This window comes from Allobosea sp. FBZP-16 (assembly GCF_002831785.1).
Classification (GTDB): domain Bacteria; phylum Pseudomonadota; class Alphaproteobacteria; order Rhizobiales; family Beijerinckiaceae; genus Allobosea; species Allobosea lupini.
In genome coordinates this window covers 90,613-113,687 of the sequence record NZ_LNCQ01000040.1, presented here as the reverse complement: position 1 = coordinate 113,687, position 23,075 = coordinate 90,613, and the positions used below count along the sequence as shown (strand labels likewise).

Genomic DNA, 23,075 nt, shown 5'->3' with positions numbered 1-23,075 from the left:
ACCGATCGTGCCCCTTCGCCATGACCGCATCAAACCTCCAACTCAACCCAACTCAAACGCAGCGAATGCGTTGATTTTGTGATCGCGCCTCCGATTGATCACAATTCGACGCTCGGGATCAGGCTACCGTCAACCGAAAACCTGAACGAATCGTTGGCCATCCGGACATTGTCGAATGGCCGGAATCGCGGCCCTTTCAGTCGCCCTGCTCGGCCAGCGCAAAGGAGATCGCGGTGACCGGGTCGAGCCGGGCGACGACCGGGCCGACCGTCGGCGCGAGCACGCCGCCGCACAGGCTGCCGGTGGTGATGATCTGGCCGGCCTTGAGCGGGCCGAGCGGGCCCTCGACCGACCGGTTCGCCCAGGCGAGCGCGGTGACCAGCGGATCGCCATTGGCATGCAGGGCCTGGCGGTCATAGAGCACGTCGCCGTCGAGCTCGACCGTGCAGGTCAGCGCCGGGACGTCGTCGAAGATGCTGAAGGGAACCTCGGGGCCGAGCAGATAGCCGCCATGGCCCATCGCGTCGGCCAGCCAGAGCGGGAACGGCACATTGGTCCAGTCGGCGATGCGGCTCTCGACGATCTCGATGCCGACGAGCGCGGCGTCGCAATGATCGATCAGCTCCTCGCGGGTATAGGGCTGTCCGGGGCGCAGCGGCATGTCGCGGCCGAGACGGATGGCGAGCTCGATCTCGACGCGCAATTCGGCGCCGTGCACGCCGCGATAGGTGTCGCCGGACTTGAGATAAGGGCCCTGCATCAGTCCGGCCATCGGCCGGCCGCCCTCGCCGAGCGAGACTTTCCAGCCGGCGAGCGGATAGCCCATGCCCTTGTTGACCTCGGCCTGAGCGGCGAAGCCGGCATCGACATCGGCGGGGACCGGCAAGGTCGCGATGTCGACCAGCTTGTGGCCGCGACGGGCGGCAATGAAGGCGCCAGCAAGATTATCGGTCGTCACAGCCATGGTCGTCTCGTCCCTGTCGCCAGCAAGCAGGTTCCTGCCGGCTCATGCTCTCTGGCTACAGCATCGACCGGCTTGCGGGAACCCGGAGATCGCTCAACAGCTATTTGCGGCTGGCGAGCACGACGCCGAGCACGGCGACCGCCATGCCGACGAGCTGGACCAGGCTCAGCGTCTCGCCGAAGAGGATCCAGGCCTCCACCGCCACCGCGGGCGGCACGAGGTAGAGGAAGGTCGCGATGCGCGAGACCTGGCCACGGCGGATCATCACGAGATAGAGCCCGATCCCGCCGAGCGAGAGCGCCAGCACCGACCAGGCCAGCACCAGCCCCATGGTCAGGTTCCACTCGATCCGCATCGGCTCGAGCAGGAAGGCGAAGGGCAGCGTGAACAGGAAGGCGGAGATGTACTGCACCGCCGTCACCGTGCGCAGGTCGCCCTCGACGATGCGGGCCTTCTGCCAGAACGAGCCGAAGGTGACGGCGAACATGCCGACGATGTTGACGATCACCGGCAGCGCAATGGCTGAAAGCGCCTCCGGCGCGACGCCGACGAGCTTCGGCTCCAGCACCAGCGCGACGCCGACGAAGCCGAAGACGATGCCGAGCCAACGGATCGGCGAGATGCTCTCGCGCATGATCAAGGGCGCGAACAATGCGGTCAGGACCGGTTGCAAGCCGGCGATCAGGCCGGAGACGCCGGCCGGCAAGCCATGGCGCACTGCCCACCAGACGCCGCCCAGATAAACGGCGTGCAGCAGGATGCCGGCGACGATGCAATCGAAAAGGGCGCGCCGCGTCCTCGGCCAGGGTGCACCGAGGGCGACGGCGAACACGGCGAGCGCCAGGCCGGCACAGCCGAAGCGGACCGAGAGGAAGGTCAGCGCATCGGAATAGCGGGCCGAATAGCCCGCGACGATCCAGCCGCTCGACCAGAGGAAGACGAACAGAGCCGGCGACAGGCGCAGGAAGAGCGGGGAATCGAACATGGCAGCAGCCTTCTAGGCGCCTGATAGGCCCGATAACGGCAGTTGTCGCCTTATGCGGACGCGGTGAGGCCATGTCTCTCGCGCTCTTCGTCTTGCGCATCCTCCCGTCTTGCCAGCAGCCCCGAACCGGCGACAATCACCGCCCTGCCCCGCCCGAGACCTTCATGTCGCTGCGCTCAGTCCCCGCCCTCGCCTTCGAGCGCTTCATCGCCCATGACGGCTGGGCGATCGCCAGCCACATCGCGCTCTCGGTGCTGATGTCGCTGTTTCCGTTCCTGATCCTCGTCACCGCGCTCGGCGGCTTCTTCGGCTCGCAGGCGGCCGCCGACGAAGCCGCGCAATTGCTGCTGGAAGCCTGGCCGCGCGAGGTGGCAGAGCCGATCACGCGCGAGGTCCGCTCCGTGCTGACAGCGGTGCGCAAGGATGCGCTGACGCTCGGCGCGATCCTGGCGCTCTACTTCTCCTCGTCCGGGGTCGAGGCGGTCAGGATCGGGCTCAACCGCGCCTACGAGGCCTATGAATGGCGCAGCTGGTGGCGCACCCGGCTGGAATCGATCGTCTATGTCGTCGGCGGCGCGGTCTTCATGCTCGCCTTCTCGCTGCTGGTCGTGCTCGGCCCGCTGATCTGGCGCGGCATCGTCGGCTTCGCGCCGGCGCTTGCCCCGCTCGGCTTCCTGCTCGCCTTCCTGCGAATCGCCGGGGCGACAGTGCTCGTCGTGCTAGCGCTCAGCGTCGCTCACAAGCTGCTGCCGGCCCGCGCTCCGCATATCCGGGCGATGTGGCCGGGCATATTGATGACGCTGGTGGTCTGGCTGATCGGCGGTGTCGGCTTCGGCTGGTATCTCGACTCGTTCGCCGGCGCTTACGTCACAACCTATGCCGGCCTCGCCACCGCGATGATCGCGCTGGTCTTCCTCTATTGGCTGGCGGCGATCTTCCTTTATGGCGCCGAGCTCAACGCCGCGATTGCGCTGCGCCGGGCGCCGGAGAAGTCGAGCGGAGACGTCTTGAGCGGGCTATGAGAGCCTCCCACCCGCGGAAGGATCAAGACGTCAGCGCGACCAGGCCTTCACGGTAACGGCGGCTGCCGGAGAAGCTCTCTCCTGTATCCATCTCGACGTCGAAATCGCCAGAGGGCTTACCGGCGATGCGCCGAATGCGGGCTGTATTCACCAGCCTTGTTCGGTGGATGCGGGAAAAACCGAACGGACGCAGCCGCTCGTCCTCACCCTGCAGGGTCGCGCGGATCAAGTGGCGCTTGCCGCTCGCCAGGCAGTACTCGACGTAATTTCCGGCGGAGACCACGGCGATGATCTCCGCCGGTTCGAGCCGCAGATCGACCGTGCCGTCGCGCAGCCAGAACCCAGAGGGGGCGCCGGCCAATACGGTCGCGGCTTGCGGCTGCGGGCGCCGCCCCCAGAGCTCGCTCAGCCAGAAGAGGGACGCGAGCAAGAGGTAGACGAGGATATCCTTGCGCAGCTCGTAGAACAGGTTGCCGCCGGAGAAGCCGAAATTGTAGTCGCCGGTGCCGGCGGCCCAATAGCCGAGCTTGCGCAGCAGAACCATCCCGCAGACATGCGCGGCCGAGAACGCGAGGATCGCAGTAGCGTGCAGCGGCCCGAGGAGCCATGGCCGATGCGGCCACGTAAGCGAGACCAGCACCAGCCAATGGACGAGCGGCGCCAGCGCGACGACCAGGATGCCACTCGAAATTTCCCAGAGCAGGGGTTGCCACAGCGGAACGGCGCGGCCGAGGCGGCTGAGATCGTGCGCGGTCGAGAACGCGTTGACCAGACAGGTCAGGGCGGTGCCCAACGCGATCGCCAGATAGGGCGGCCAGCCCCGGAGACGACCCGAGCCGCCATTCGTCACGACCGCGTCGCCGCTCGTCCCAGCGCGCTGGCTTTCATCCCGCAGCATCGACTGCTCGTCCCGCACCGTCTCGACCTGCGCGCTGGCATGCCGGCCTGCTCGGGGCGAGCAAGGAACAGCCGCCATGCGGACACAAACCGATCATTCGCCACCACAGGGCGCCGGGCGCCGACTCGATCTCGACTGGATCAGGATCGGCGCCTTCGGCCTGCTGATCCTCTACCATACCGGCATGCTCTATGTGTCATGGGACTTCCATGTGAAGAGCGCCGATCGTCTGCGCGAGCTCGAGCCGCTGATGCTGCTGCTCAACCCGTGGCGGATGGCGCTGCTCTTCCTGGTCTCGGGCGCCGCGACGCGGTTCATGCTGGCCAAATACGACGTCGGAGCCTTTGCGCGGCGCCGCTCGGCGCGGCTGCTGATCCCCCTCGCCTTCGGAATGCTGGTGGTGGTGCCCCCGCAATCCTGGGCGGAGATCGTCGAAAAGCTCGGCTTTTCCGGCGGCTATCTCGACTTCTGGTTCGGACACTATCTCGCCTTCGACCAGAGCTTCTGCCGGATCGAGAACGGCCGGCAGGTCTGCATCATCCTGCCGACCTGGAACCACCTCTGGTTTGTCGCCTATCTCTGGCTTTACACGATGGTGCTCGCCGGCCTGCTTGCGCTGGCCCCAACTCTCGCTGCACGCGCCGAGCCGCTTCTGGAGCGCGCCTTGCCCGGCCTGCTCCTGCTGACAGCGCCGGCGCTGCTACTCGGGATCAACCGCTTCCTGGTCTTCCCGGCCGCGCCACCCACCTACATCGTCGTCGGCGACTGGTACCAGCACGCCCTGTACGGCTTCTGCTTCCTGTTCGGCTTCGTCGCCGCGCGCTCGCAAGCGCTGGCCGAGCGGACCGAGCGGCTGCGCTGGCTGGCGCTCGCCCTCGCCGCCATGGCCTTCCTCGCCACGCTCTGGCTGCGCGCGCAGCCGCAGGGCGAGTTCCAACGCCTGGTCAGGCCGTTCGTCTATGGGCTCGATCAATGGTGCTGGATCGTCGCAATCCTCGGCTTCGCGCGCCGACACCTCTCGCGGCGCGACGGGCCGGTGCGGCGCTACCTCGTCGAGGCCGTGTTCTGCTGGTACATCGTCCACCAGACCGCGATCATCCTCGCCGCGCACTGGCTCAAGCCGCTCGCGCTGCCGGCCGGGCAGGAAGCGGCACTGGTCATCGCCATCACGGCGCTGAGTTGCGCCGCGACCTACGAGATTGCGCGGCGCGTCGGCTGGTTGCGGCCGCTGTTCGGGATCCCAGCGGACAAGCGCGGGCGCCTGCCCGCTTCTAGCCTTCAGCCCTCCAGTGCCTCGGCGACATCCTCATAGGTGCGCAGGCCCGTGCGCGGCGCATAGACCAGCACGGCCATGTTGCCGGGCGCATGCTCGTTCTTCCACATCTTGTGGTGGGCCAGCGGGATCTTGTCCCAGGGGAAGACCTCGGACATGCAGGGGTCGACGCGGCGGTCGATGACGAACTGGTTCGCGGCGGAAGCCTGCTTCAGATGGGCGAAATGCGAGCCCTGCACGCGCTTCTGCCGCATCCAGACATAGCGGGCGTCGAAGGTGATGTTGAAGCCGGAGGTGCCGGCGCAGAACACCACCATGCCGCCGCGCTTGGCGACGAGGCAGGAGACCGGGAAGGTCGCCTCGCCCGGATGCTCGAAGACGATGTCGACGTCCTTCTTGCCGGTGATGTCCCAGATCGCCTTGCCGAACTTGCGGGCCTCCTTCACCCAGGCGTCGTATTCGGGCGAGTTGACCGTAGGCATCTGGCCCCAGCAGTTGAAGTCCTTGCGGTTGATCACGCCCTTGGCGCCGAGGCCCAGCACATAATCGCGCTTGGTCTCGTCGGAGATGACGCCGATCGCATTGGCGCCGGACGCAGCGCAGAGCTGCACGCCGAAGACGCCGAGCCCGCCCGAGGCGCCCCAGATCAGGACGTTGTCGCCTGGCTTGATCGTGTGCGGGGCGTGGCCGAAGAGCATGCGGTAGGCGGTCGCGAGCGTCAGCGTGTAGCAGGCCGCTTCCTCCCAGGAGAGGTGCTTCGGCTTCAGCATCAGCTGGCGCGACTGCACCCGGCAGAACTGGGCGAAGGAGCCGTCCGGCGTCTCGTAGCCCCAGATGCGCTGGGACGACGAGAACATCGGGTCGCCGCCATTGCACTCCTCGTCGTCGCCGTCGTCCTGGTTGCAGTGGACGATGACCTCGTCGCCGACCTTCCAGCGCTTCACCTTGGAGCCGACGGCCCAGACGATGCCCGACGCATCCGAACCGGCGATGTGCAGCTGGCCCTTGTGGACGTCGAAGGGCGAGATCGGCTGGCCGAGGCCGGCCCAGATACCGTTATAGTTGACGCCGCCGGCCATCACGAGGAGCAGCACCTCCTCCTCGCCGATCGACCAGGTCGGCACGACCTCGACCTTGAAGCTGTCCTGCGGCGGACCATGGCGCTCGCGGCGGATCGTCCAGGCGTACATGTTGGCCGGGACATGGCCGAGCGGCGGCAATTCGCCAAGCTCGTAGAGATCCTTCAACGCGGGCTTCGCAACGGGTTGCAGCTGTGCCATCTCACCTCTCCCTTGTCGCCACGCCGCTGATCCGGTGGCGTTGCCGGCATCATGCAGGTCAATGCTGCACTGCGCCATACGCCTATCGAATTATGCCGCAGCGCAAAAAACAAGAGAAAATGCGGAAAGTTCCCCGCCGCTTGCCTCCTGGCGAGGCCACGGCGATACCACCTGCATGGACATGATTCGAGAGCTTCACGGCACGACCGTGCTCATCTGCGCCGAAAACGGCTCGCCGCTCGCCGCCGAGCGCGACATCAACGACTTCCTCGGCGCCGCCTGGGCGGCTGACGCGGCGATGGTGGCGATCCCGGTCGCGCGGCTCGATCCCGCTTTCTTCCAGCTCGCGACGCGGCTCGCCGGCGAGGTCGCGCAGAAATTCGTCAACTACCGGATGCGCCTGGCGATCGTCGGCGACATCAGCGCTCAGTGCTCACAAAGCAAGGCGCTGCGCGACCTCGTCTACGAGAGCAATCAGGGCCAGGCGCTCTGGTTCGTCGAGGACCTCGCAGCGCTCGACGCCAGGCTGGCAGCCTGAAGGCGATCAGGCCTGGCGGCTCGCCGCCAGCATGTAGTTGACGTCGAGATCGCGCGAGCGCGACCAGCGATCGGCGAGCGGGTTGTAGGCGACGCCCTCGCGGGCGAAGACCGAAAGCCCCCCGGTCTCGATCGCCGCCTCCAGCTCGTCCGGCGTCACGAACTTCTCCCAGTCATGGGTGCCGCGCGGCAGCCAGCGCAGGATGTACTCGGCGCCGACGATGGCGAGCGCATAGGATTTCAGCGTGCGGTTGAGCGTCGCCATGACGAGCAGTCCGCCCGGCTTCACCGCCGCGCAGCAGGAGGCGACGAAGGCCTCGACATCGGCGACGTGCTCGACGACCTCCATGGCGAGCACGATATCGAAGCGCGCGCCGGAGGCGACGATCGCCTCGATCGTCTCCTCGCGATAATCGACGCCGACGCCGGCCTTCTGCGCATGCGCCCGCGCCACGGCGATGTTGGTCGTGGCCGGATCAAGCCCGGTCACCTTGGCACCGAGCCGCGCCATCGGCTCGGACAGCACGCCGCCGCCGCAGCCGATATCGACGACGCTCAGCCCTTCAAGCGCGCGCAGCGACTTGGGATCGCGATCGAAGCGCTCGCTGGCGAGGTCGCGGATGAAGGCGAGCCTGACGGGATTGAATTTGTGCAGGACCGCCATCGGCCCCTTCGGATCCCACCAGCTCTTCGCCAGCGCGTCGAAGCGCGCGACCTCGGCCGGGTCGATGGTGGAGCCTTCGCGTGCCGCTGCCGTCATCGCCTTTGATATCCTGTTTATGCGCGTGCAGGCCATGGCTGCATTGACACTTTCCGCGCTGCCCGTCATCTACACCCGCCCTTCGCTAGGTGCGAGGGGACGTTTCGTCCCGGCCCGGCCGGGCGCAGATTAGAGAGCCTTTAGACGTCATGGCCCGTCTGGTGATGAAGTTCGGCGGCACATCGGTCGCCACTGTCGAGCGCATCAAGAACGCGGCCCGCCACGTCAAACGCGAATTCGACGCCGGCAACCAGGTTGCGGTCGTGGTCTCGGCCATGTCGGGCAAGACCAATGAGCTCGTCGCCTGGTGCAAGGAAGCGTCCTCCGTCTACGACCAGGCCGAATACGACACCGTCGTCGCCTCCGGCGAGCAGGTCACCTCCGGACTGATGGCGATCGTGCTGCAGGAGATGGGCCTGCCCGCCCGCTCCTGGCAGGGCTGGCAGATCCCGCTCTACGGCTCGGACGCGCATGGCTCGGCCAGGATCGAGGGCGTCGACGGCGCCGGCATCCTCGCCGGCTTCGACCGCAACCGCGAAATCGCCGTCTGCTCCGGCTTCCAGGGCATCAACCCGCGCAGCCACCGCATCGTGACGCTCGGACGCGGCGGCTCGGACACCAGCGCCGTCGCGCTCGCCGCGGGCCTGAAGGCCGATCGCTGCGACATCTACACCGATGTCGACGGCGTCTATACCACCGATCCGCGCATCGTCCCGAAGGCGAGACGGATGGACAAGGTCTCGTTCGAAGAGATGCTGGAGATGGCCTCTCTCGGCTCGAAGGTGCTGCAAGTGCGCTCGGTCGAGATCGCCATGGTGCAGCGCGTGCCGACCTATGTGCGCTCCTCCTTCGACGACCCCGACAATCCCAATCCAGGCACCCTCATCTGCGACGAGGACGACATCGTGGAACAGCAGATCGTCACCGGCATCGCGTTCTCGCGCGACGAAGCCCAGATCACGCTCCGGCGCGTGGCCGACAAGCCCGGCGTCGCCGCGGCGATCTTCGGGCCGCTGGCCGACGCCAACATCAATGTCGACATGATCATACAGGTCGTCTCCGACGACCAGGCGACCACCGACATCACCTTCACCGTACCGACCGCCGATTACGAGCGCGCCCGCAAGCTGCTCGAAGATCGGCATAACGACATCGCCTATCAGGCGCTGCAGGGCGCGACCGACGTGGTGAAGATCTCGGCCATCGGCGTCGGCATGCGCAGCCATGCCGGCGTTGCGGCCCGTGCCTTCCGGGCGCTGGCCGAGAAGGGCATCAACATCCGCGCGATCACCACCTCCGAGATCAAGTTCTCGGTGCTGATCGACGCCGCCTATACCGAGCTGGCGGTACGCACGCTGCACTCGCTCTACGGGCTGGACGCGGCCTGAGATCAGCGGCCGCGGCCGGCGAAGACGTTGCCGCGTATCACGCGGCACGACTCGGACAGGACCTCGACCGGCGGCACCGGCCCATCGCGCCCGACGCGCATCCGGCAGCCGAAGCCGCCGGCTTGCGGAAACACCTCGATCGTCTGCGTGACCTGCACGCCGATGCCGTTGACCCAACTTCGCGTCAGGGCCGAGCCGTTCCAGGCCAGTTGGCTCGTGCCGCCCTGCCCGTCCCCGACGGACTCGCGTCCCCCGCCACGACCAGGCACGGTCGAGCGCACATCCGCCCGGTGGAAGATCCGGGACGCTTCCGAGATATAGACCCTGTCGTTCCAGAAGAATCCGATCGGCCCCATCCGGCCGATCAGGCGCTCGCGATACGAAATCACGATGGAATGGCCACGCAGGCTGTCGATGTCCAGCGCCTGCGCGCCGCCTCCGAGAGCCACCGCCAGAGTGCACAGGATCACCACACGCGCACTCATCGCCGATCTCGCCCTGACGTTGCGGTAACCGCAGGATGCCAAGGCCAGCACGTGTGGGCAAGCCGCGCCGCGAATGCCCCTTCAGCGCCGCGATATGATCACGAAATGGCCCGATCGCTTCCAGCCTCTGATCCCATTGCTGGTGTCAGATCGTGCTTTCCGAGACCGATGGAAGGACATGCCATGCGTATGATCACGATCGCTGCCGCGAGCGCCGCCACGATCCTGGCCGGCGCCGCCTATGCCCAGGCGCCGTCGACGGAGCGCCCCTCGGCCAAACCGCCCGCCTCCTCGCAGGAAGCTCCTGCGGGCGCCCCGACGATCACCTCGGTCAAGGTCGTCGAGATCGACGAGCTTCCCGAAGCGAGCAAGGCACAGGTCAACCAGCTGGTGGCGACCCGCACCGCGGCCGAGCTCGAGACGCTGCGTCAGGCCGTCGAGAAGGCGCCGGTCGCCAAATCGGCCGTCGAAGCCAAGGGCTTCTCGACCCGCGACGTCGTGCTGGCCCAGGTGAGCAACGAGGGCGAGCTGACCATCGTCACCAGGAAGACCAGCTGATCGGGCCGAAGCCGATCGGCTGGATTCGAACGGTGTAGCGAGCCCGGGACGGACTATATCCAGAACGGGTTCGCCGCCTCGAATCTCCGCCAGCGCTTCTTGAGCTTGCGGCCGGATTCGATGGTATGGCGGGATTGCCAGCCATGGATGGCGCCGGCGGCGAAATGCAGCTCTGGCCCCGGCGTCTTGCCATCGCGCAGTTCGGCCAGGAGGTGCTGCGTCGTCGCCGCATCGTTGGCGAGGCCCAGCGCCTCCTGCAAGCGCGACAACCGAGCCAGGTATCGTCGCGCCGCCGGGCCGTCATGCAGCGGCAGGAAGAATTCGGCGGTGTAGCGGAGCTTCTTCAAGGCCAGCCGCAATTCGTGACGCCCCTCGGGCCGGAGGCTGCCGAAGCCGCGGCCACGCTTCAGCGCCTGGCGATGCGTGCGCGCCAGCACCCGCCCGGCGAAATCATCGGCCGGCTCGGCCAGCACCGCCATGGCCTCGCTGGGAAGGCCGCTGCGCCAGCCGCGGCGCTCGATCAGGGCGCCGAAGGACAGCAGGAACCGGCTGGTCTGCGGGTTCTCCAGCCGCTTCGCGATATCGGCATAGCTTTTCGTCTGGAATGGCTCCGCAGCCTTGCGCAGCGCCGACAACCCGGCATCGTCGAGCCCGTCGGCCTCGATATCCGGCACGGTCTGGGTGATGAAGACATCCCAGTTGCGGGCCGGCCCCAGCACATGGCCAAGGCGCTTCGCTTCCCGCCCGACCGGCTCGAATGCAGGCGAAGCGACCTCGCGCTTCAGCACCGACAGCGCCGAGCGCAGGCGGCGCAGCGACACCCGCATCTGGTGGACGCCCTCAGGCCCCGAGCGCGTCGCCACCGCCGCAAGATTGCCGAGAAGCTGCCTGTAGGTATTGGCGAGGATCGCGGCGATCGCCGCATCGGCATTGTCGTGCGCGCCGATCTCGACCGGCCTGGCCTTCACCGCCTGCGGCAGGCGCGCGAATGCGAGCCCGTAACCGCGCGCCGACTTGCTTTGCGTCGCGAGCTGCAACGGGGCGACGTCCAGCATGGCGAGCCCGAGGTCGTAGAGCGCCGCCGCCTCGCCTTCCTTCAGTTCGAGTTCGACCTCGCTGACCTGCAGGGTCTTCTCGCCGGCCTCGATCGTGCCGTCGTCGAAGGCGATCTCGATCAGCGCGCCGGCATAGTCGAGGCGGCGCAAGCGCCGCCTGACGCGCGTGGCGAAGACCGGCGCGAGCTGCCCGGCCGACAGGCTGGCGAGCGGCTCGCCGACCTCGGCGAGCGGCAGCAGAGCAAGATCGAGCGTACCGTCGGGCAGCGCGACCTCCCATTCGTCGCGCGCCAGCGGGCCGCCCGAGCCCGAGCGCTTCAGCGTCTGGACATGGCGCTTGCCGCTGCGGCGCACCCGCAGCGCCAGGCCGTTGCGGTCGAGCAGACGGTCTGGCGTGTCGTAATAGACCGCGTCGAGCCGGCGGGTGACGCCCTGATTTCGGGCATGGCGCGCAATCAGATCGGCGCCGCGCAGCGCCTCCAGCGCCTCGGGCGACGCGGCCAGCTTCAGCTCGATCTCGCGCGGCGGCTGCGTCTGCGGCTCGGAGGCTGCGACACCCTCGGGCTGGGCGGCATCGTCTCTCGGCACGGCGTCCAAGGCTTCTCTCCACCGGGCAGTGCGTGAGCCGCGACACTAGCTGCGCAGGCGGCAGCTTGTCACCACTTCGCCCGAGGACCGAGCCCCGGGCGAAGTGGCGCAGGCGTCAGAGTGCCTGCCGGATCGCGGCCTCGACGGGCGAAGAGGCGCCGTCTTCCCGATCCAAGCGGAGCGGCTTACGCGGCAACAGCGGCGGCTGCGCCATGAAGCGCGGCGTCTCGCCGCGATGCGGCTGAGCGGAATGCACCAGGAAAGGATGGCAGAGATAGACCGTGCCGGCCTGCCCCATCGCCAGCAGCTCCTCGCACCCGGCGCTGCCGGCGAAGCCGTCGGCGGCCAGTTCGCGCAACGACAGGCCGGCATCGCCCGCCGGCGCGAGCTGGCGGGCGATGTGATGATGCGAGCCCGCCCTGATACGCGTCGGCGCATCCTGCTCGCCGACATCGGAGAACAGGAAGAGCATCAACAGCGCCCTGCCCTTCGAGGCGAGATTGACGCGCCAGTTCATGAAATCGGGATCGTCGAAGCCGAAGCTGACATCGACATGCCAGCCAGCATCGCCCGGGTCCTCCGCTGAGGGAAAGCGCACCGGAAAGGTACCCATGGCGCGACAAGGCAGCCAGCGCCCGGCACCCACGAGCTGGTCGAAGGCGCCATGCAGCAGCGGCGTGTTCGCCGCCGCGACGAAGGGCGCAGCGCTGTACATGCCGAGCCGGATCACCGGCTCGGTCCAGCTCGACGGATCATGCGGATCGCAGGCGAGATCGCGCCAGAGGATGGCGCGAGCCTCATCGGCAAGCGCAGGCGGGAAGGCATGATCGAGCCGGATGAAGCCGCGCTCGACGAAATGGGCGATCTGCGCGGCGTCGAGGACGCGGGCGCCGGTTTCAGGATGAACCATTGACGGACGTCTTTCGATATCGGCCAGCCGAAACGCCCGCCGCACGGGGAGGCTGGCAAAGGACCTTCGGATGCGGAGCATCCGTTTGCGGTGCCCGGGCGCGATACGCGCTTCAGGTCCGCAGGAAGGTCAGACGAGATCGAAGACGGCAAACATCATCATGATGCGTTCAGTATCGCAGCGGCCGCCGGGGCGATCAACCCTGCGGGCCTCGATCTGAGCCGAAAGGCGCTCTGGCCAAGCCGGCAGCTGCCCTGCCACGATATGCATCCCCGGATTCGGGCCCGGATACTGAATGCGGATCGCCATCCTCTCCGACATCCACGCCAACCGCGAGGCTTTCGAGGCGGTGCTGCAGGCGGTGCGCCGGCTCGCGCCGGACACGCTGGTGCTGCTCGGCGATATCGTCGGATACGGCCCCGATCCGGGGTTCTGTGTCGATATCGCACGCGAACTCGTCACCGCCGGCGCGATCTGCATCCGTGGCAATCATGACGAAGCCGCGGTGCACGGCCCCGCCGGCATGACGCCGAATGCGCATGAAGCGGCGCTGTGGACCAGGGCGCAACTCTCAGCAGGGCAAAGCGCCTTTCTCGACAGCCTGCCGCTGACGGCAAAGCTCGACGGCGTGCTCTTCGTCCATGCCAGCGCCCGCGACCCCGACGCCTGGCACTATGTCCGCGACCTCCGCAGCGCCGAAGCGTGCCTGGCGGCGACAGACGCGGCAACAGTGGTCTGCGGCCACACCCATCTGCCGACGATCTTCTATGCGAGGGCCGGGCGCGAGCCGGTGGCGTTCATCCCCCTGCGCGACGTCCCGGCGCCGCTTTCGGCCGTACACCGGCATGTCGTCGTGGTCGGCGCCGTCGGCCAGCCGCGCGACGGCGACCCGACCGCATGCTTTGCCCTGCTCGATACGCAGGCGCGCGAGGTCACCATGGTCCGCGTGCCCTACGACACGCAGGATACCGTGCAAAAGATCCGGGCGGCAGGCCTGCCGGACTGGCTCGGCCTGCGCCTGCAGATCGGCAGATAGGAGAACGGGATGAAGCGGCCTCGGACCGGCTCGGTCATCGACGGCTTCACGCTAGGCGAGCGCCTGAAGGCCGGCGGGATGGCAAGCCTCTGGCACGCCAGCCATCCGGATCATCCCGGACCGCTGGTTGTGAAGATTCCGGTGCTCGACCCCGGCGCCGACGTCTCTGCCATCGTCGGCTACGAGACCGAGGTGCTGATCCACAAGCGCCTGTCGGGCCCGCATGTGCCGCGCTTCGTCGCGTCGGGCGATCTTTCCCGCATCCCCTTCATCGCCATGGGCTTCGTTGCCGGGACAAGCCTGGCGGAACCGATCAAGCAGGCGCCCCTGACCTTCGCCGAGGTCCAGCGCATCGGCATCGCGATCGCGACGGCGCTGGCCGACCTGCACCGGCAGAACGTGGTCCATCTCGATCTCAAGCCCGAGAACGTGATCCTGACCGACAAGGGCGCGGTGCTGCTCGATTTCGGCCTCGCCCGCCATGCCGAATTGCCCGACCTGCTCGGCGAGGAGAGCACCGAACCGATGGGGACATCAGCCTATATCGCGGCGGAGCAGGTGCTGGGCGAGCGCTCCGACCCTGCGAGCGATCTCTTTGCGCTCGGCGCCATCCTCTATCAGATGGCATCGGGCGAAGAGCCGTTCGGCCGGCCCAAGACCGTGCCCGGCATGAAGCGGCGGCTCTATCATGCGCCCAAATCCTTGCGCGCGGTCAATCCGCAGGCGCCGGCCTGGCTCGAGGCGATCATCGCACGCTGTCTCGAGGTCGATCGCGGCCGGCGCTATGCCGATGCGACCAGGCTCGCCTTCGACCTGCGCCACCCCGAGCAGGTCACCGTCTCGCGCAGGCGCCCGACCGCGGCGGAACGGAGCCTCGGCAAACGGCTGATCGATCTCTTCCAGAAGCGCGACGAAGCCGAGGTCACCGGCACGCCGACGGTGGCGCGACGCAAGGCCGGCCCCTCGATCGTGCTGACCGCCGTCGATCTCTCGGAGGGGCTGGATGCGCTGGCCGCCGCGATCCTCGCCGAGACGAGCCGGCTCTTGGCCGCCCGGCCAGACTCCGCCCTCGCCTGCCTGACGGTGCTCAAGACCGAGATCATCGGGGAGACCAAGACCGTCGATGCGGAAGGTCGCTCGCTCTACATTGGCCGGCTGGTAGCGCTGAAGGACTGGGCCCGGCCGCTGCACCTGCCGGAGGACCGTGTCAGCTATCACGTGATCGAGGCGGTCAGCGTCGCCGACGCGATCCTGCGCTATGCCGGGCACAACGACATCGACCATATCGTTCTCGGCGCCCGCTCCTCCTCGGCCGTGCGCCGCCATCTCGGCAGCGTCTCGACCAAGGTGGTGGCGGAAGCGCTGTGCTCGGTCTCGGTGGTGCGGGTGAAAGGCGGGGCGAGCGAGAAAGATCCCGAGAAGGATTAAATCGTACGAGGATCAGAACCGATCGGAGGTCTCATGAGCAGGACCCGATCACTCAGCATCACTCTGCCGCATGAGATGGCGCGGATAGAGCGTCGACGACTATCTCGAGCCCCGCGATGGAGAGCGGATCGCACGCGATCATGTCGCCCGCCTCTACCTCCGCCGTAGATCGGAGCGAAGAATCGGCACCTTGGCCCCGTCCAACGCGGCTTTGGACTGAAATCCCGCAGCCGGTGGCGACGTCCTATGATCGGTGCTAGGACTTTTGGTTATCCAGCCTGACCTACGTTCATGCAGCTGAATCCGCTTCGTCACGCCGAACTCGTCACGGGCCGCAGACAGTCGGCTCTCATCGACCTCTGGGCGACGACGGGCTTTGCCGCGGCCGTCAGCGAGGTCACCGGTCCGCATCTCTACGAATTCGGGCAACTGCCGGTCCCGACGGTCGCGATCACGCTGTATGATGTACGGCGTCACGTGCTGATCGAGAACGGCAGGGTTCGGCGCGACGCGCCGGTGCGCGCTGGCCGATTTCGGATCGGCCAGCCGGAATGCAGCGTGGTTGTGGATGCCGTGCCCGATGTCGGCTCGGGCAAGCTGCTGCTGCTCTATCTCGGCGAAACCGTGCTCCGGGACGTGGCCGCCGCGCGCGGATCGACGGAGCCGATCGCCCTGATGGACAGGGCCTGGGACACCGAAGATCCGATGCTGGAGTTTTCCGCGAAGCGCCTGGTCGAGGCGAGCGCAAGCGGTCATCGCCCCAATCCGCTGCTGGCCGAACAGGTCGCCTACACGCTCGCGCTGCACCTGTCGGATCGCTACGCGATATCCGGCCCACCGAAATCCGAGCCTATGCCGCCCCTGGACGGAACGATGCGCCGGCGCATCGCCGAGTTCGTGCGCGCCGATATCGGCGCTCCCGTCACCTTGGCGGCCATGGCGAAGGTCGCCGGCATGAGTCCCTCCAGCTTTATCCGGAGTTTCAAGCGCTCGACGGGTCTCACGCCCCATCGTTTCGTGATCGAGGAGCGCGTCGGCGCGGCGAAACAATTACTGGCGACCTCCGACCTGCCGATCGTCGACATCGCCCTGGCGGTCGGCTTCTCGTCACAATCGCATTTCGGTGTCGCCTTTCGGGCGGTGACCGGCGCGAGCCCGGCGCTCTATCGGCGCCAGATAGGCGGGCGTTGAGCATTTTTCGACAAAATTCCGGCATTCGAGCCGGCGCCGGAGAATTTTCCGGCAGACCGACCCGAAGGTTTTGAGAGACCTCTCCTGACGAACCTATCGCCCATCGAAGGCGAAGCGTGGGAGGTAACGACCAGTGACATCCTCAAGCACAGTCACGCCGATCGAAGACACGAGTCTGACCGGCTTCTACAGGGACATGACCGTCCCCGAAAAGCGCACCTTCTGGGCCTGCGCGACGGGGTGGGCGCTCGACGGCATGGATTTCATGATCTACCCGCTGGTGATCGGGACGATCATCACGCTGTGGAAGGTCGATGCGGGGACCGCCGGTCTCGCAGGCACCGTGACATTGCTCGCCTCGGCGGTCGGTGGATGGGGCGCCGGCTATCTCGCCGACCGGATCGGCCGCGTGCGCACGCTGCAACTCACCATCGTCTGGTTTTCCTTCTTCTCGCTGCTGTGCGCCTTCGCCCAGAACTTCGACCAGCTGCTCGTCTTCCGTGCCCTGCTAGGGCTCGGCTTCGGTGGCGAATGGGCCGCCGGCGCCGTGCTGATGGGCGAAACGATCCGGGCGCAGTACCGGGGACGTGCGGTCGGCTCGGTCCAGTCCGGCTGGGCAGTCGGCTGGGGGCTCGCCGTGCTGGCGCAGGCGGCACTGTTCTCGCTGCTGCCGGCAGAGCAGGCCTGGCGCTGGATGTTCGCGATCGGCGCACTGCCGGCGCTGCTGGTCCTGTATCTGCGCGCCTATGTGAAGGAGCCGGAGGTCTCGGTCGAGACGCGCGCCAAGGGGGCAGCCTCCGGCGACAGGCCTTCGATCCTCGAGATCTTCAAGGGCCCGATTCTCAAGACGACCATCCTCGCCTCGCTGGTCGCGACCGGCTGCCAGGGCGGATATTACGCGATCACCTTCTGGGTCCCGCGCTTCCTGACGACCGAGCGCAAGCTCTCGATCGTGAGCTCCACCGGCTATCTCGCGGCGCTGATCATCGGTTCGTTCGTGGGCTACCTGGTCGGCGCCTGGTTCGCCGACAAATACGGCCGCCGCAACCTGTTCCTGACCTTTTCGCTCGGAGCGATGGTGGTGGTCCTGGCCTATACGCAGCTTCAGCTGTCGAACGAGCTGCTCTGGGTTCTCGGTTTCCCGCTCGGCTTCTTCGCCTCTGGCTATTTCTCGGGCATGGGCGCCTTCCTGACGGAGCTCTATCCGACCAGGCTGCGAGGCTCCGGCCAAGGCTTCTGCTATAATTTCGGCCGAGGCGTCGGGGCTCTCTTTCCCTTCCTGGTGGGCTATCTCTCGCAGATGACCTCGCTCGCCAACGCCATCTGCCTGTTCGCGCTCATCGCCTACGTCCTGTTCTTCCTGGCCGCCTATGCGCTGCCGGAGACGCGCGGCAAGGTGTTGCAAGCCGATGCGTGAACAGCCTCCCTCGACGGATCGGGCCCCGGCTTGCCCTGGGCCCGATCCTCATCCGCACCGGCCGACGCGCTTCGTCGTGCCGCAAGGCGCGGTCGATACCCACGCGCACGTCATCGGGGCGCCGCCGGCCCATCCCTTGGTGAGTGGACGCAGCTACACCCCTCCCCCGGCGACTCCGGAGAGCTATCTGGCGATGCTGGACGCGACCGGCATGAGCCATGGCGTCCTGGTTCAGGTCAGCGTGCACGGCACGGACAACAGCCTGATGGTCGAGACCCTGACGGCGAACCGCGATCGGCTGCGCGGCATAGCCGTCATCCCTCTCGGCCTGCCCGACAGGGAGCTCGCTGCGCTCAAGGCGGCCGGCGTCGTCGGCTTGCGCCTGAACGTCCTTTATGGCGGCGGCGTCGGCTTCGATCAGCTGGATCAGTACGCGGCGCTCGCCCGGGAGATGGGCTGGCACCTGCAATTCCTCGTCGACGCCAAGGACCTTCCGGACCTGAGCCCGAGATTGGGCAAGCTGCCCGTGCCCTTCGTCGTCGATCATTGGGGGCATTTCCCGACCTCCCGCGGGATCGCCGACCCCGGCTTTCAGGCGCTCGTCTCGCTCGTTCGCGATGGTGCCTGGGTCAAGCTCTCGGGCGCCTATCGCAACTCGGTCGAGGGCCCGCCCTATGCCGACACCGTGCCCTTCGCCCGCCTGCTTCACGAGGCGGCGCCGGAGCGCTGCGTCTGGGGCTCCGACTGGCCGCATGTCGCGCATTGGCAGCACATGATGAATGTCGGCGACCTGCTCGATCTGCTCGCCGACTGGGTGCCCGATCCGGTAGCTCGCGCTCGGGTGCTCACTGACAATGCGCACCGCCTCTACGGCTTTGGGCCGCGGGCCTGACGACGGCATCTTCGTCCCCTGCGGCGGCGGAACCGGGACGGCAGCCGTCATGACCGGCGATTCGCGCGGCGCCGACGAGGTGCAGACGGCCCTGCATCGGCTTCTGGGCGATGCCGGGCTCGTCTCGAGATCAGGCCAGGGCGTCCTATTGTGTCGATCGGCGTAGCGAGTTCGGCGCCCCCGCGCTCGCCGTGGCGCGCCCGCAAGGCGGCGACACCAGTCTGGCGGGCGGTGCCGTGCCGATCGCCGAGCGGGCGCAGATCGTGCTCAATCTGTCGCGGACGGACACGATCCGTTCCGTCGATCCCATCGGCGCGACCATGACGTACAGGCAGGCCGCAAACGATCAAGCAAGCGCCGGACCCGCACGCCATCCTCAACCCGGGCAAGATCCTGGGCTAGAGCAATTCCGCAATTCCTCGACTCGTGGAATTTCTCTAAGTTGTTGTTTTATCGAATTTTCTTCACGCGAACCGGTGCCACTTCGCTCAAAAATGCTCTAGAATTCGACAGGAGGCGCGGCAAGCTGGACCGCGACCGTGCCGAACCAGCGCGTCTCGACCTCGAAGCGCACCGGCACGGGGAATTCGCCGCCCTCGCGCAGCGCGAGCAGGACCGAGCCCTTCAGAGGCCGCATCGCCGCCTCGCGATCATCGTCATGCCGGAAGCCGGCGATGGTCCGGACGGTGAAGCCGCAGCTCAGCCCGCGGCCGTCCAGCGGCCCCTGGTCGCTCACCTGCACCCTGGCCGAGGAGGTCATGACCGCGACCGAGCGGCGGCGGCCGTCATAGATCGCCGTCGAGCCGTCGCAGCTTTTGCTCTCCGCCACCTTCTTCAGCATCCCGGCGAGGCCGGAGAGCGAGTCGATCGTGCCGCGGATCAGCTCGGGCGGGATGGCCTCGCGGTCCTCGTTCGACGGCTCCTGCCGCCGGATCGTCGGCACGCCGCGCGGATAGTGCATCTCGCTGACATAGGCCCGGCCGCGCCATGAGCCATTCGCCTGGTAGAGCCGCGGCTCGGGGCCGCTGCGGCCCCAGCGGCCTTCGACCTTGCCGGATTGCTCGGCCGCCCCGACGAGCTGGGCTGCCCGGTAGGGGCGCGTGCGGATCTCGATACGATAGCCGGCGCGGTCGAGCAGCGAGGTGACCTCGATCTCGCCCAGCGTGACCCCGCCCAGCACCATGACATCGTAGCGAAGGCGCAGGTCGCGCGCCGAGGCGGCCGAGGGCACGGCGCAGGCGAGCGCCCCGGCGATCAGGGCCCCTGCCGCGAGGGCCCTGGCCTGTCTCGATGCGACGCCGCCTGCCCTCCCGCCGCGCTCGGACTTCATCGCCCTCGCCAAGGAGGCTGAGCAGCCTCGCAGCCGCTGCGCGTCGTCGCTGTCGAATTCGCGCCCGAGCATCCGCATCATCCCGCACGAGACCGGTAGGTCCCCTTCCCTCCGCGTGGCCGCCCAGCATGACAGAGCCGAGGCGATGTGCCGTTGTAGCGTGAAGGACGAGAGCCCAGCCATGCACGAAGGCGCGACCGCTTACGATTTCGGATCAGGCGATGCAGGGCCTCCGGGCCGGCGGATTCTGCAGGGATGCGCGCTGGGCTTCATCGACATCCCGGTGCGGCCAATTCAACCCCTTCCAGGGCTAAGTCGTGAGCACCGTTCCAGCTGCGGCTTCCGGTCAGTAGGGCGTGACGTTCGCCGGGATCGTGACGATGGTCTGATCCCGCGGCAAAGGCGGGCCGGCGGGTTTTGTTCTGCCCAGCATTTCGAGAAGCGGCAGCACCGGATCGCGCGCAAGTTCACGGATAACGCGCCGCTCCAGCCAGTTCAGCCGCCAGGGCAGCACGGCCGCCTTGAAGAGGCGGCCGCGATTTCTCAGCTCCAGCCCGTCCGGCGGCCCCTTTCCCAGGGCTTCCTTCGTCAAGGCCGCCCGGATGAAATCCAGGCCCGCGAGCGTCATGACGTCCATTCGGAACCAGAAGCGCGGATTGCTCTCGATGAAGAAGACCTGACCATCGGCTCGTTCACGCAGGTCGAACCCGATCACCCCATCGAGCTTGAGATGGGCGGCGACGACCCGGCTGAAAGCATCGACATTGGGGCGTCGAACGAAACGGATGCCATGGCGCGCAAAGGTGTAGGCGACCTGACCCGTGATCTCGCCGCGCTCGCACAGATAGAAGACGCAGAGATCACGGCCGGGAATGAAATCCTGTGCGAGGATCGGACTGTAGTCGATCCGCCCGAGCAGATCCTCCGGGCCGTTGATCCGGCGCACCCCCCATCCGCCATCGAGGTTCGTCGGCTTGACGATGAAGGGGTAGATCAGTGCGCCAGTCGCGGCAGCGGCGCGCAGCTCGGACCAGGTCTCGAAGATTCTCGTGCCGGGCACGGGCAGGTCGAGATCACGGCAGAGCTGATGAAAGGTGAGCTTGTTGTTCAGCAGATCGAACGCCTGCCCAGCAGGAACAGGGAAGCAAGGCGTCTCGAAGCTGTCCGGATAGGCTGCCAGAAAGCGGGTCGTGTGCCCACAGGTCGGAAGGATGCAGGAAATCTGATGATCTTTCGCGTAGCTGTCTATCGTAGACGCCTCACCAGGACCAGCAAGCGCGAACGGTTTTCCTAGATCATGGAAGGCCCGACAGTGACGAGAATGCCTGAGCCAGGCCCCATCTCCAGTCCCGATGATATGAATATCGTCGAAATACGAGGATACTGCTTTCAGTATCCTGTATTCCATCCGAAATCTGTCTGCCAGAAGGATTGCGCGACCGCTCATTGCTCGACTTCCCGCTGCGGGCGCCAAATGAGGATGAGGCACATCTGAAAATTCTTTTTTCGATTATCGGATTTCCTCATATTCGCCTGCCTGCTCCCCTCCCGCAACCGATCTGCCCACGAACCAATGGTGTTAAGCCGATTGATCTCTGGAAGGCGCGAGAGCTTCGTAGATCATGAGCCAGCGCATTCGGTCCTTGGGGTCGCGGGTGGACGAGGCCGATCCTATCAACGCAATGAACAGGCAGTCGGGCACGGCGTGGCGCGGCGACCTGCCCTCTCGCCGGCCGCACTCCTCCGGGGCCGTCCGAGCGTATCCCGCGCAGCCACTCGGCCAGGCCGAGAGGCTTGAATCGGAGATCGTCACTGCATCGGATTTCGCGCGCTATCAGGATGACTGGGACGATCTCGTCCGTCGCGCCCTGATCCCGAACGTCTACATGCACCCGGCGGTTGCGCTCGCCGCCGAACGGCATGCTGGACGGCCTGTCGTCGTCGCGCTTGTCTGGCGCGTATCCGGGCTCGGTCGGTTTCTCGTCGGCGCCTGGCTTCTGGGCGAGTTCACAGAGCGGCGCGGCTTCTTCAGGGTTCTCGATACGGCGTTGAACCGGCTCGTCTTCTCGGGCACGCCGGTCGTCGACGCCGGCTTGGTGCCGGATGTTCTCGACAAGCTGCTGGACGCCATCGCCGACCAGCCGAACCTTCCCGGGATCATCGTCGCATCCGATCTGAATGCGGACGAGCGCTTGCTGCCGTGCCTGCGCGGCGTTCTCGCCCGGCGCCGGTCCCGCGCCGTGGTCGTGGGGCGGCGACGGCGAGCCGTCCTGACGCGCGGAACCGAGGCGGAGTTCCCAAGGCATCCGGAGGCCTCCGCGAAGCAGAAGCAGAGCTTCCGCCGGAGAAGCCGGCGACTGACAGAGGCCGGCATCGAGCCTTTCACCTTGGCGCGCGGCTCACAGGTCGCGGACGCGTTCCGGGCTTTCCTGGAGATCGAGGCCAGCGGCTGGAAGGGCAAGCAGGAGTACAAGGGCTGGGCGATCCGGCTCGATCCGGCGCTGGAGCCGTTCGCGGCCGAGATGATCGAGGGCCTGGTGCGCGCCGGATGTGCGAGCATCGAAGGCTTGCGGCAAGATGAGCGCTGGATCGCCTTCTCGATCTGGCTTCGCTCCGGCTCGCGCGCCTTCGGCTGGAAGATGGCCTATGACGAGGCCTTCGCCAGCTTCGGCCCCGGGCGCCAGCTCTCGGAACGGGTGACGGCGACGTTCACGTCCGATCCCGCACTGGCCGATTTCGACAGCTGCAACGGCTCGGAGACGTCCTTTCACGCCACGATCTGGCCAGAGCGGCTCGACCTGGTCGACATCGTCATCGACGCCCGCCGCGGCGGCTCGGTGCCGGGCACGCTCTTCATGATCGTCGAACTGGCGTATCGCCGCGGGCGAGAATGGCTGAAGGCCGCGCGCGACGCCGTGCGCGCATCTTGGCGTGGCTTGCGCTCAGGACGCTGAACACGCCGAGGCTGAGGCGATTTCACGACCTGGCGACAGCGCGGCCTTCGGGTGAATACGGCCCTGTCTCGATGCGATGCCGGCTGCCCCCTCCCCGCGCAAGGTCGCCGTCGCCGGAGCAACT

The 23,075-nt window shown here is 67.1% G+C and carries 22 protein-coding genes; 11 read left to right on the top strand and 11 right to left on the bottom strand.

The window, feature by feature from the left end; translation table 11 throughout:
- Positions 1-196: 196 nt before the first annotated feature.
- Both CXY91_RS20605 and CXY91_RS20600 read right to left on the bottom strand, forming a co-directional pair.
- Positions 197-964, bottom strand: coding sequence for a fumarylacetoacetate hydrolase family protein (locus tag CXY91_RS20605; RefSeq protein WP_091830193.1), 768 nt, complete (start codon positions 962-964; stop codon positions 197-199).
- 100 nt (positions 965-1,064) lie between these two features.
- A complete protein-coding gene (locus CXY91_RS20600) occupies positions 1,065-1,949 on the bottom strand; it encodes a DMT family transporter (RefSeq protein ID WP_100963058.1) in 885 nt (294 codons plus the stop codon).
- 164 nt (positions 1,950-2,113) lie between these two features.
- Between CXY91_RS20600 and CXY91_RS20595 the strand changes: the two genes are divergently transcribed.
- On the top strand, positions 2,114-2,971 hold the full coding sequence (locus CXY91_RS20595; RefSeq protein ID WP_091830197.1) for a YihY/virulence factor BrkB family protein: 858 nt from the start codon (positions 2,114-2,116) through the stop codon (positions 2,969-2,971).
- 22 nt (positions 2,972-2,993) lie between these two features.
- Here CXY91_RS20595 and CXY91_RS20590 read toward each other — a convergent pair whose 3' ends face one another.
- Entirely contained in the window at positions 2,994-3,887 is an 894-nt protein-coding gene (locus CXY91_RS20590) for a LytTR family DNA-binding domain-containing protein (RefSeq protein ID WP_158673516.1), read from the bottom strand.
- 58 nt (positions 3,888-3,945) lie between these two features.
- Between CXY91_RS20590 and CXY91_RS20585 the strand changes: the two genes are divergently transcribed.
- Positions 3,946-5,181, top strand: coding sequence for an acyltransferase family protein (locus CXY91_RS20585; RefSeq protein ID WP_100963056.1), 1,236 nt, complete (start codon positions 3,946-3,948; stop codon positions 5,179-5,181).
- Here CXY91_RS20585 and ccrA read toward each other — a convergent pair.
- Positions 5,148-6,422 carry a crotonyl-CoA carboxylase/reductase gene (gene ccrA / locus CXY91_RS20580; protein ID WP_091830204.1) on the bottom strand — a complete coding sequence of 425 codons (1,275 nt, stop codon included), beginning with the start codon at positions 6,420-6,422 and terminating at the stop codon, positions 5,148-5,150. The two genes, CXY91_RS20585 and ccrA, sit on opposite strands and share 34 nt — an antisense overlap.
- 175 nt (positions 6,423-6,597) lie before the next feature.
- Here ccrA and CXY91_RS20575 point away from each other — a divergent pair, with 175 nt between their 5' ends.
- Positions 6,598-6,960, top strand: a complete 363-nt coding sequence (locus tag CXY91_RS20575) for a DUF4180 domain-containing protein (RefSeq protein ID WP_091830206.1) — start codon at positions 6,598-6,600, stop codon at positions 6,958-6,960.
- Positions 6,961-6,966: 6 nt separating this feature from the next.
- Here CXY91_RS20575 and ubiG read toward each other — a convergent pair whose 3' ends face one another.
- Positions 6,967-7,719, bottom strand: a complete 753-nt coding sequence (gene ubiG / locus CXY91_RS20570; protein ID WP_100963055.1) for a bifunctional 2-polyprenyl-6-hydroxyphenol methylase/3-demethylubiquinol 3-O-methyltransferase UbiG — start codon at positions 7,717-7,719, stop codon at positions 6,967-6,969.
- A gap of 149 nt (positions 7,720-7,868) precedes the next feature.
- Here ubiG and CXY91_RS20565 point away from each other — a divergent pair, with 149 nt between their 5' ends.
- Positions 7,869-9,107, top strand: a complete 1,239-nt coding sequence (locus tag CXY91_RS20565) for an aspartate kinase (RefSeq protein ID WP_100963054.1) — start codon at positions 7,869-7,871, stop codon at positions 9,105-9,107.
- 2 nt (positions 9,108-9,109) lie between these two features.
- Here CXY91_RS20565 and CXY91_RS20560 read toward each other — a convergent pair whose 3' ends face one another.
- Entirely contained in the window at positions 9,110-9,580 is a 471-nt protein-coding gene (locus CXY91_RS20560) for a hypothetical protein (protein WP_158673515.1), read from the bottom strand.
- Between the two features lie 195 nt (positions 9,581-9,775).
- On the opposite strand from CXY91_RS20560, the gene CXY91_RS20555 reads away from it, so the two are divergent.
- Positions 9,776-10,150 (top strand): hypothetical protein, encoded by a 375-nt coding sequence (locus CXY91_RS20555; protein WP_100963052.1) that lies wholly within the window; start codon positions 9,776-9,778, stop codon positions 10,148-10,150.
- Positions 10,151-10,203: 53 nt separating this feature from the next.
- Here CXY91_RS20555 and CXY91_RS20550 read toward each other — a convergent pair whose 3' ends face one another.
- The 3 genes from CXY91_RS20550 to CXY91_RS30305 form a co-directional block, all read right to left on the bottom strand.
- Positions 10,204-11,793 carry a CYTH and CHAD domain-containing protein gene (locus tag CXY91_RS20550; RefSeq protein WP_248307578.1) on the bottom strand — a complete coding sequence of 530 codons (1,590 nt, stop codon included), beginning with the start codon at positions 11,791-11,793 and terminating at the stop codon, positions 10,204-10,206.
- A gap of 115 nt (positions 11,794-11,908) precedes the next feature.
- Positions 11,909-12,703, bottom strand: coding sequence for a phytanoyl-CoA dioxygenase family protein (locus CXY91_RS20545; RefSeq protein ID WP_100963050.1), 795 nt, complete (start codon positions 12,701-12,703; stop codon positions 11,909-11,911).
- 129 nt (positions 12,704-12,832) lie between these two features.
- On the bottom strand, positions 12,833-13,012 hold the full coding sequence (locus CXY91_RS30305; protein ID WP_158673514.1) for a hypothetical protein: 180 nt from the start codon (positions 13,010-13,012) through the stop codon (positions 12,833-12,835).
- Here CXY91_RS30305 and CXY91_RS20540 point away from each other — a divergent pair.
- The 5 genes from CXY91_RS20540 (at position 12,999) to CXY91_RS20520 (ending at position 18,667) form a co-directional block, all read left to right on the top strand.
- A complete protein-coding gene (locus CXY91_RS20540) occupies positions 12,999-13,739 on the top strand; it encodes a metallophosphoesterase family protein (RefSeq protein ID WP_100963049.1) in 741 nt (246 codons plus the stop codon). The two genes, CXY91_RS30305 and CXY91_RS20540, sit on opposite strands and share 14 nt — an antisense overlap.
- Positions 13,740-13,748: 9 nt before the next feature.
- Complete coding sequence (locus CXY91_RS20535) at positions 13,749-15,167, top strand: bifunctional serine/threonine-protein kinase/universal stress protein (protein ID WP_100963048.1); 1,419 nt, start codon at positions 13,749-13,751, stop codon at positions 15,165-15,167.
- 291 nt (positions 15,168-15,458) lie between these two features.
- Positions 15,459-16,358: an AraC family transcriptional regulator gene (locus CXY91_RS20530; protein WP_100963047.1), complete on the top strand. Its 900-nt coding sequence runs from the start codon at positions 15,459-15,461 to the stop codon at positions 16,356-16,358.
- 133 nt (positions 16,359-16,491) lie between these two features.
- Entirely contained in the window at positions 16,492-17,775 is a 1,284-nt protein-coding gene (locus CXY91_RS20525; protein WP_248307572.1) for an MFS transporter, read from the top strand.
- The gene (locus CXY91_RS20520; protein WP_100963046.1) at positions 17,768-18,667 is read left to right on the top strand and encodes an amidohydrolase family protein; all 900 of its coding nucleotides are present in this window, start codon (positions 17,768-17,770) and stop codon (positions 18,665-18,667) included. Before CXY91_RS20525 ends, CXY91_RS20520 begins: the two co-directional genes overlap by 8 nt.
- Positions 18,668-19,166: 499 nt before the next feature.
- Here CXY91_RS20520 and CXY91_RS20515 read toward each other — a convergent pair whose 3' ends face one another.
- Positions 19,167-19,997: a DUF3108 domain-containing protein gene (locus CXY91_RS20515; RefSeq protein ID WP_158673513.1), complete on the bottom strand. Its 831-nt coding sequence runs from the start codon at positions 19,995-19,997 to the stop codon at positions 19,167-19,169.
- Between the two features lie 346 nt (positions 19,998-20,343).
- On the bottom strand, positions 20,344-21,444 hold the full coding sequence (locus tag CXY91_RS30300) for an ATP-grasp domain-containing protein (protein ID WP_158673512.1): 1,101 nt from the start codon (positions 21,442-21,444) through the stop codon (positions 20,344-20,346).
- 235 nt (positions 21,445-21,679) lie between these two features.
- Here CXY91_RS30300 and CXY91_RS20505 point away from each other — a divergent pair, with 235 nt between their 5' ends.
- Complete coding sequence (locus tag CXY91_RS20505) at positions 21,680-22,951, top strand: GNAT family N-acetyltransferase (RefSeq protein WP_158673511.1); 1,272 nt, start codon at positions 21,680-21,682, stop codon at positions 22,949-22,951.
- Positions 22,952-23,075: the final 124 nt, after the last annotated feature.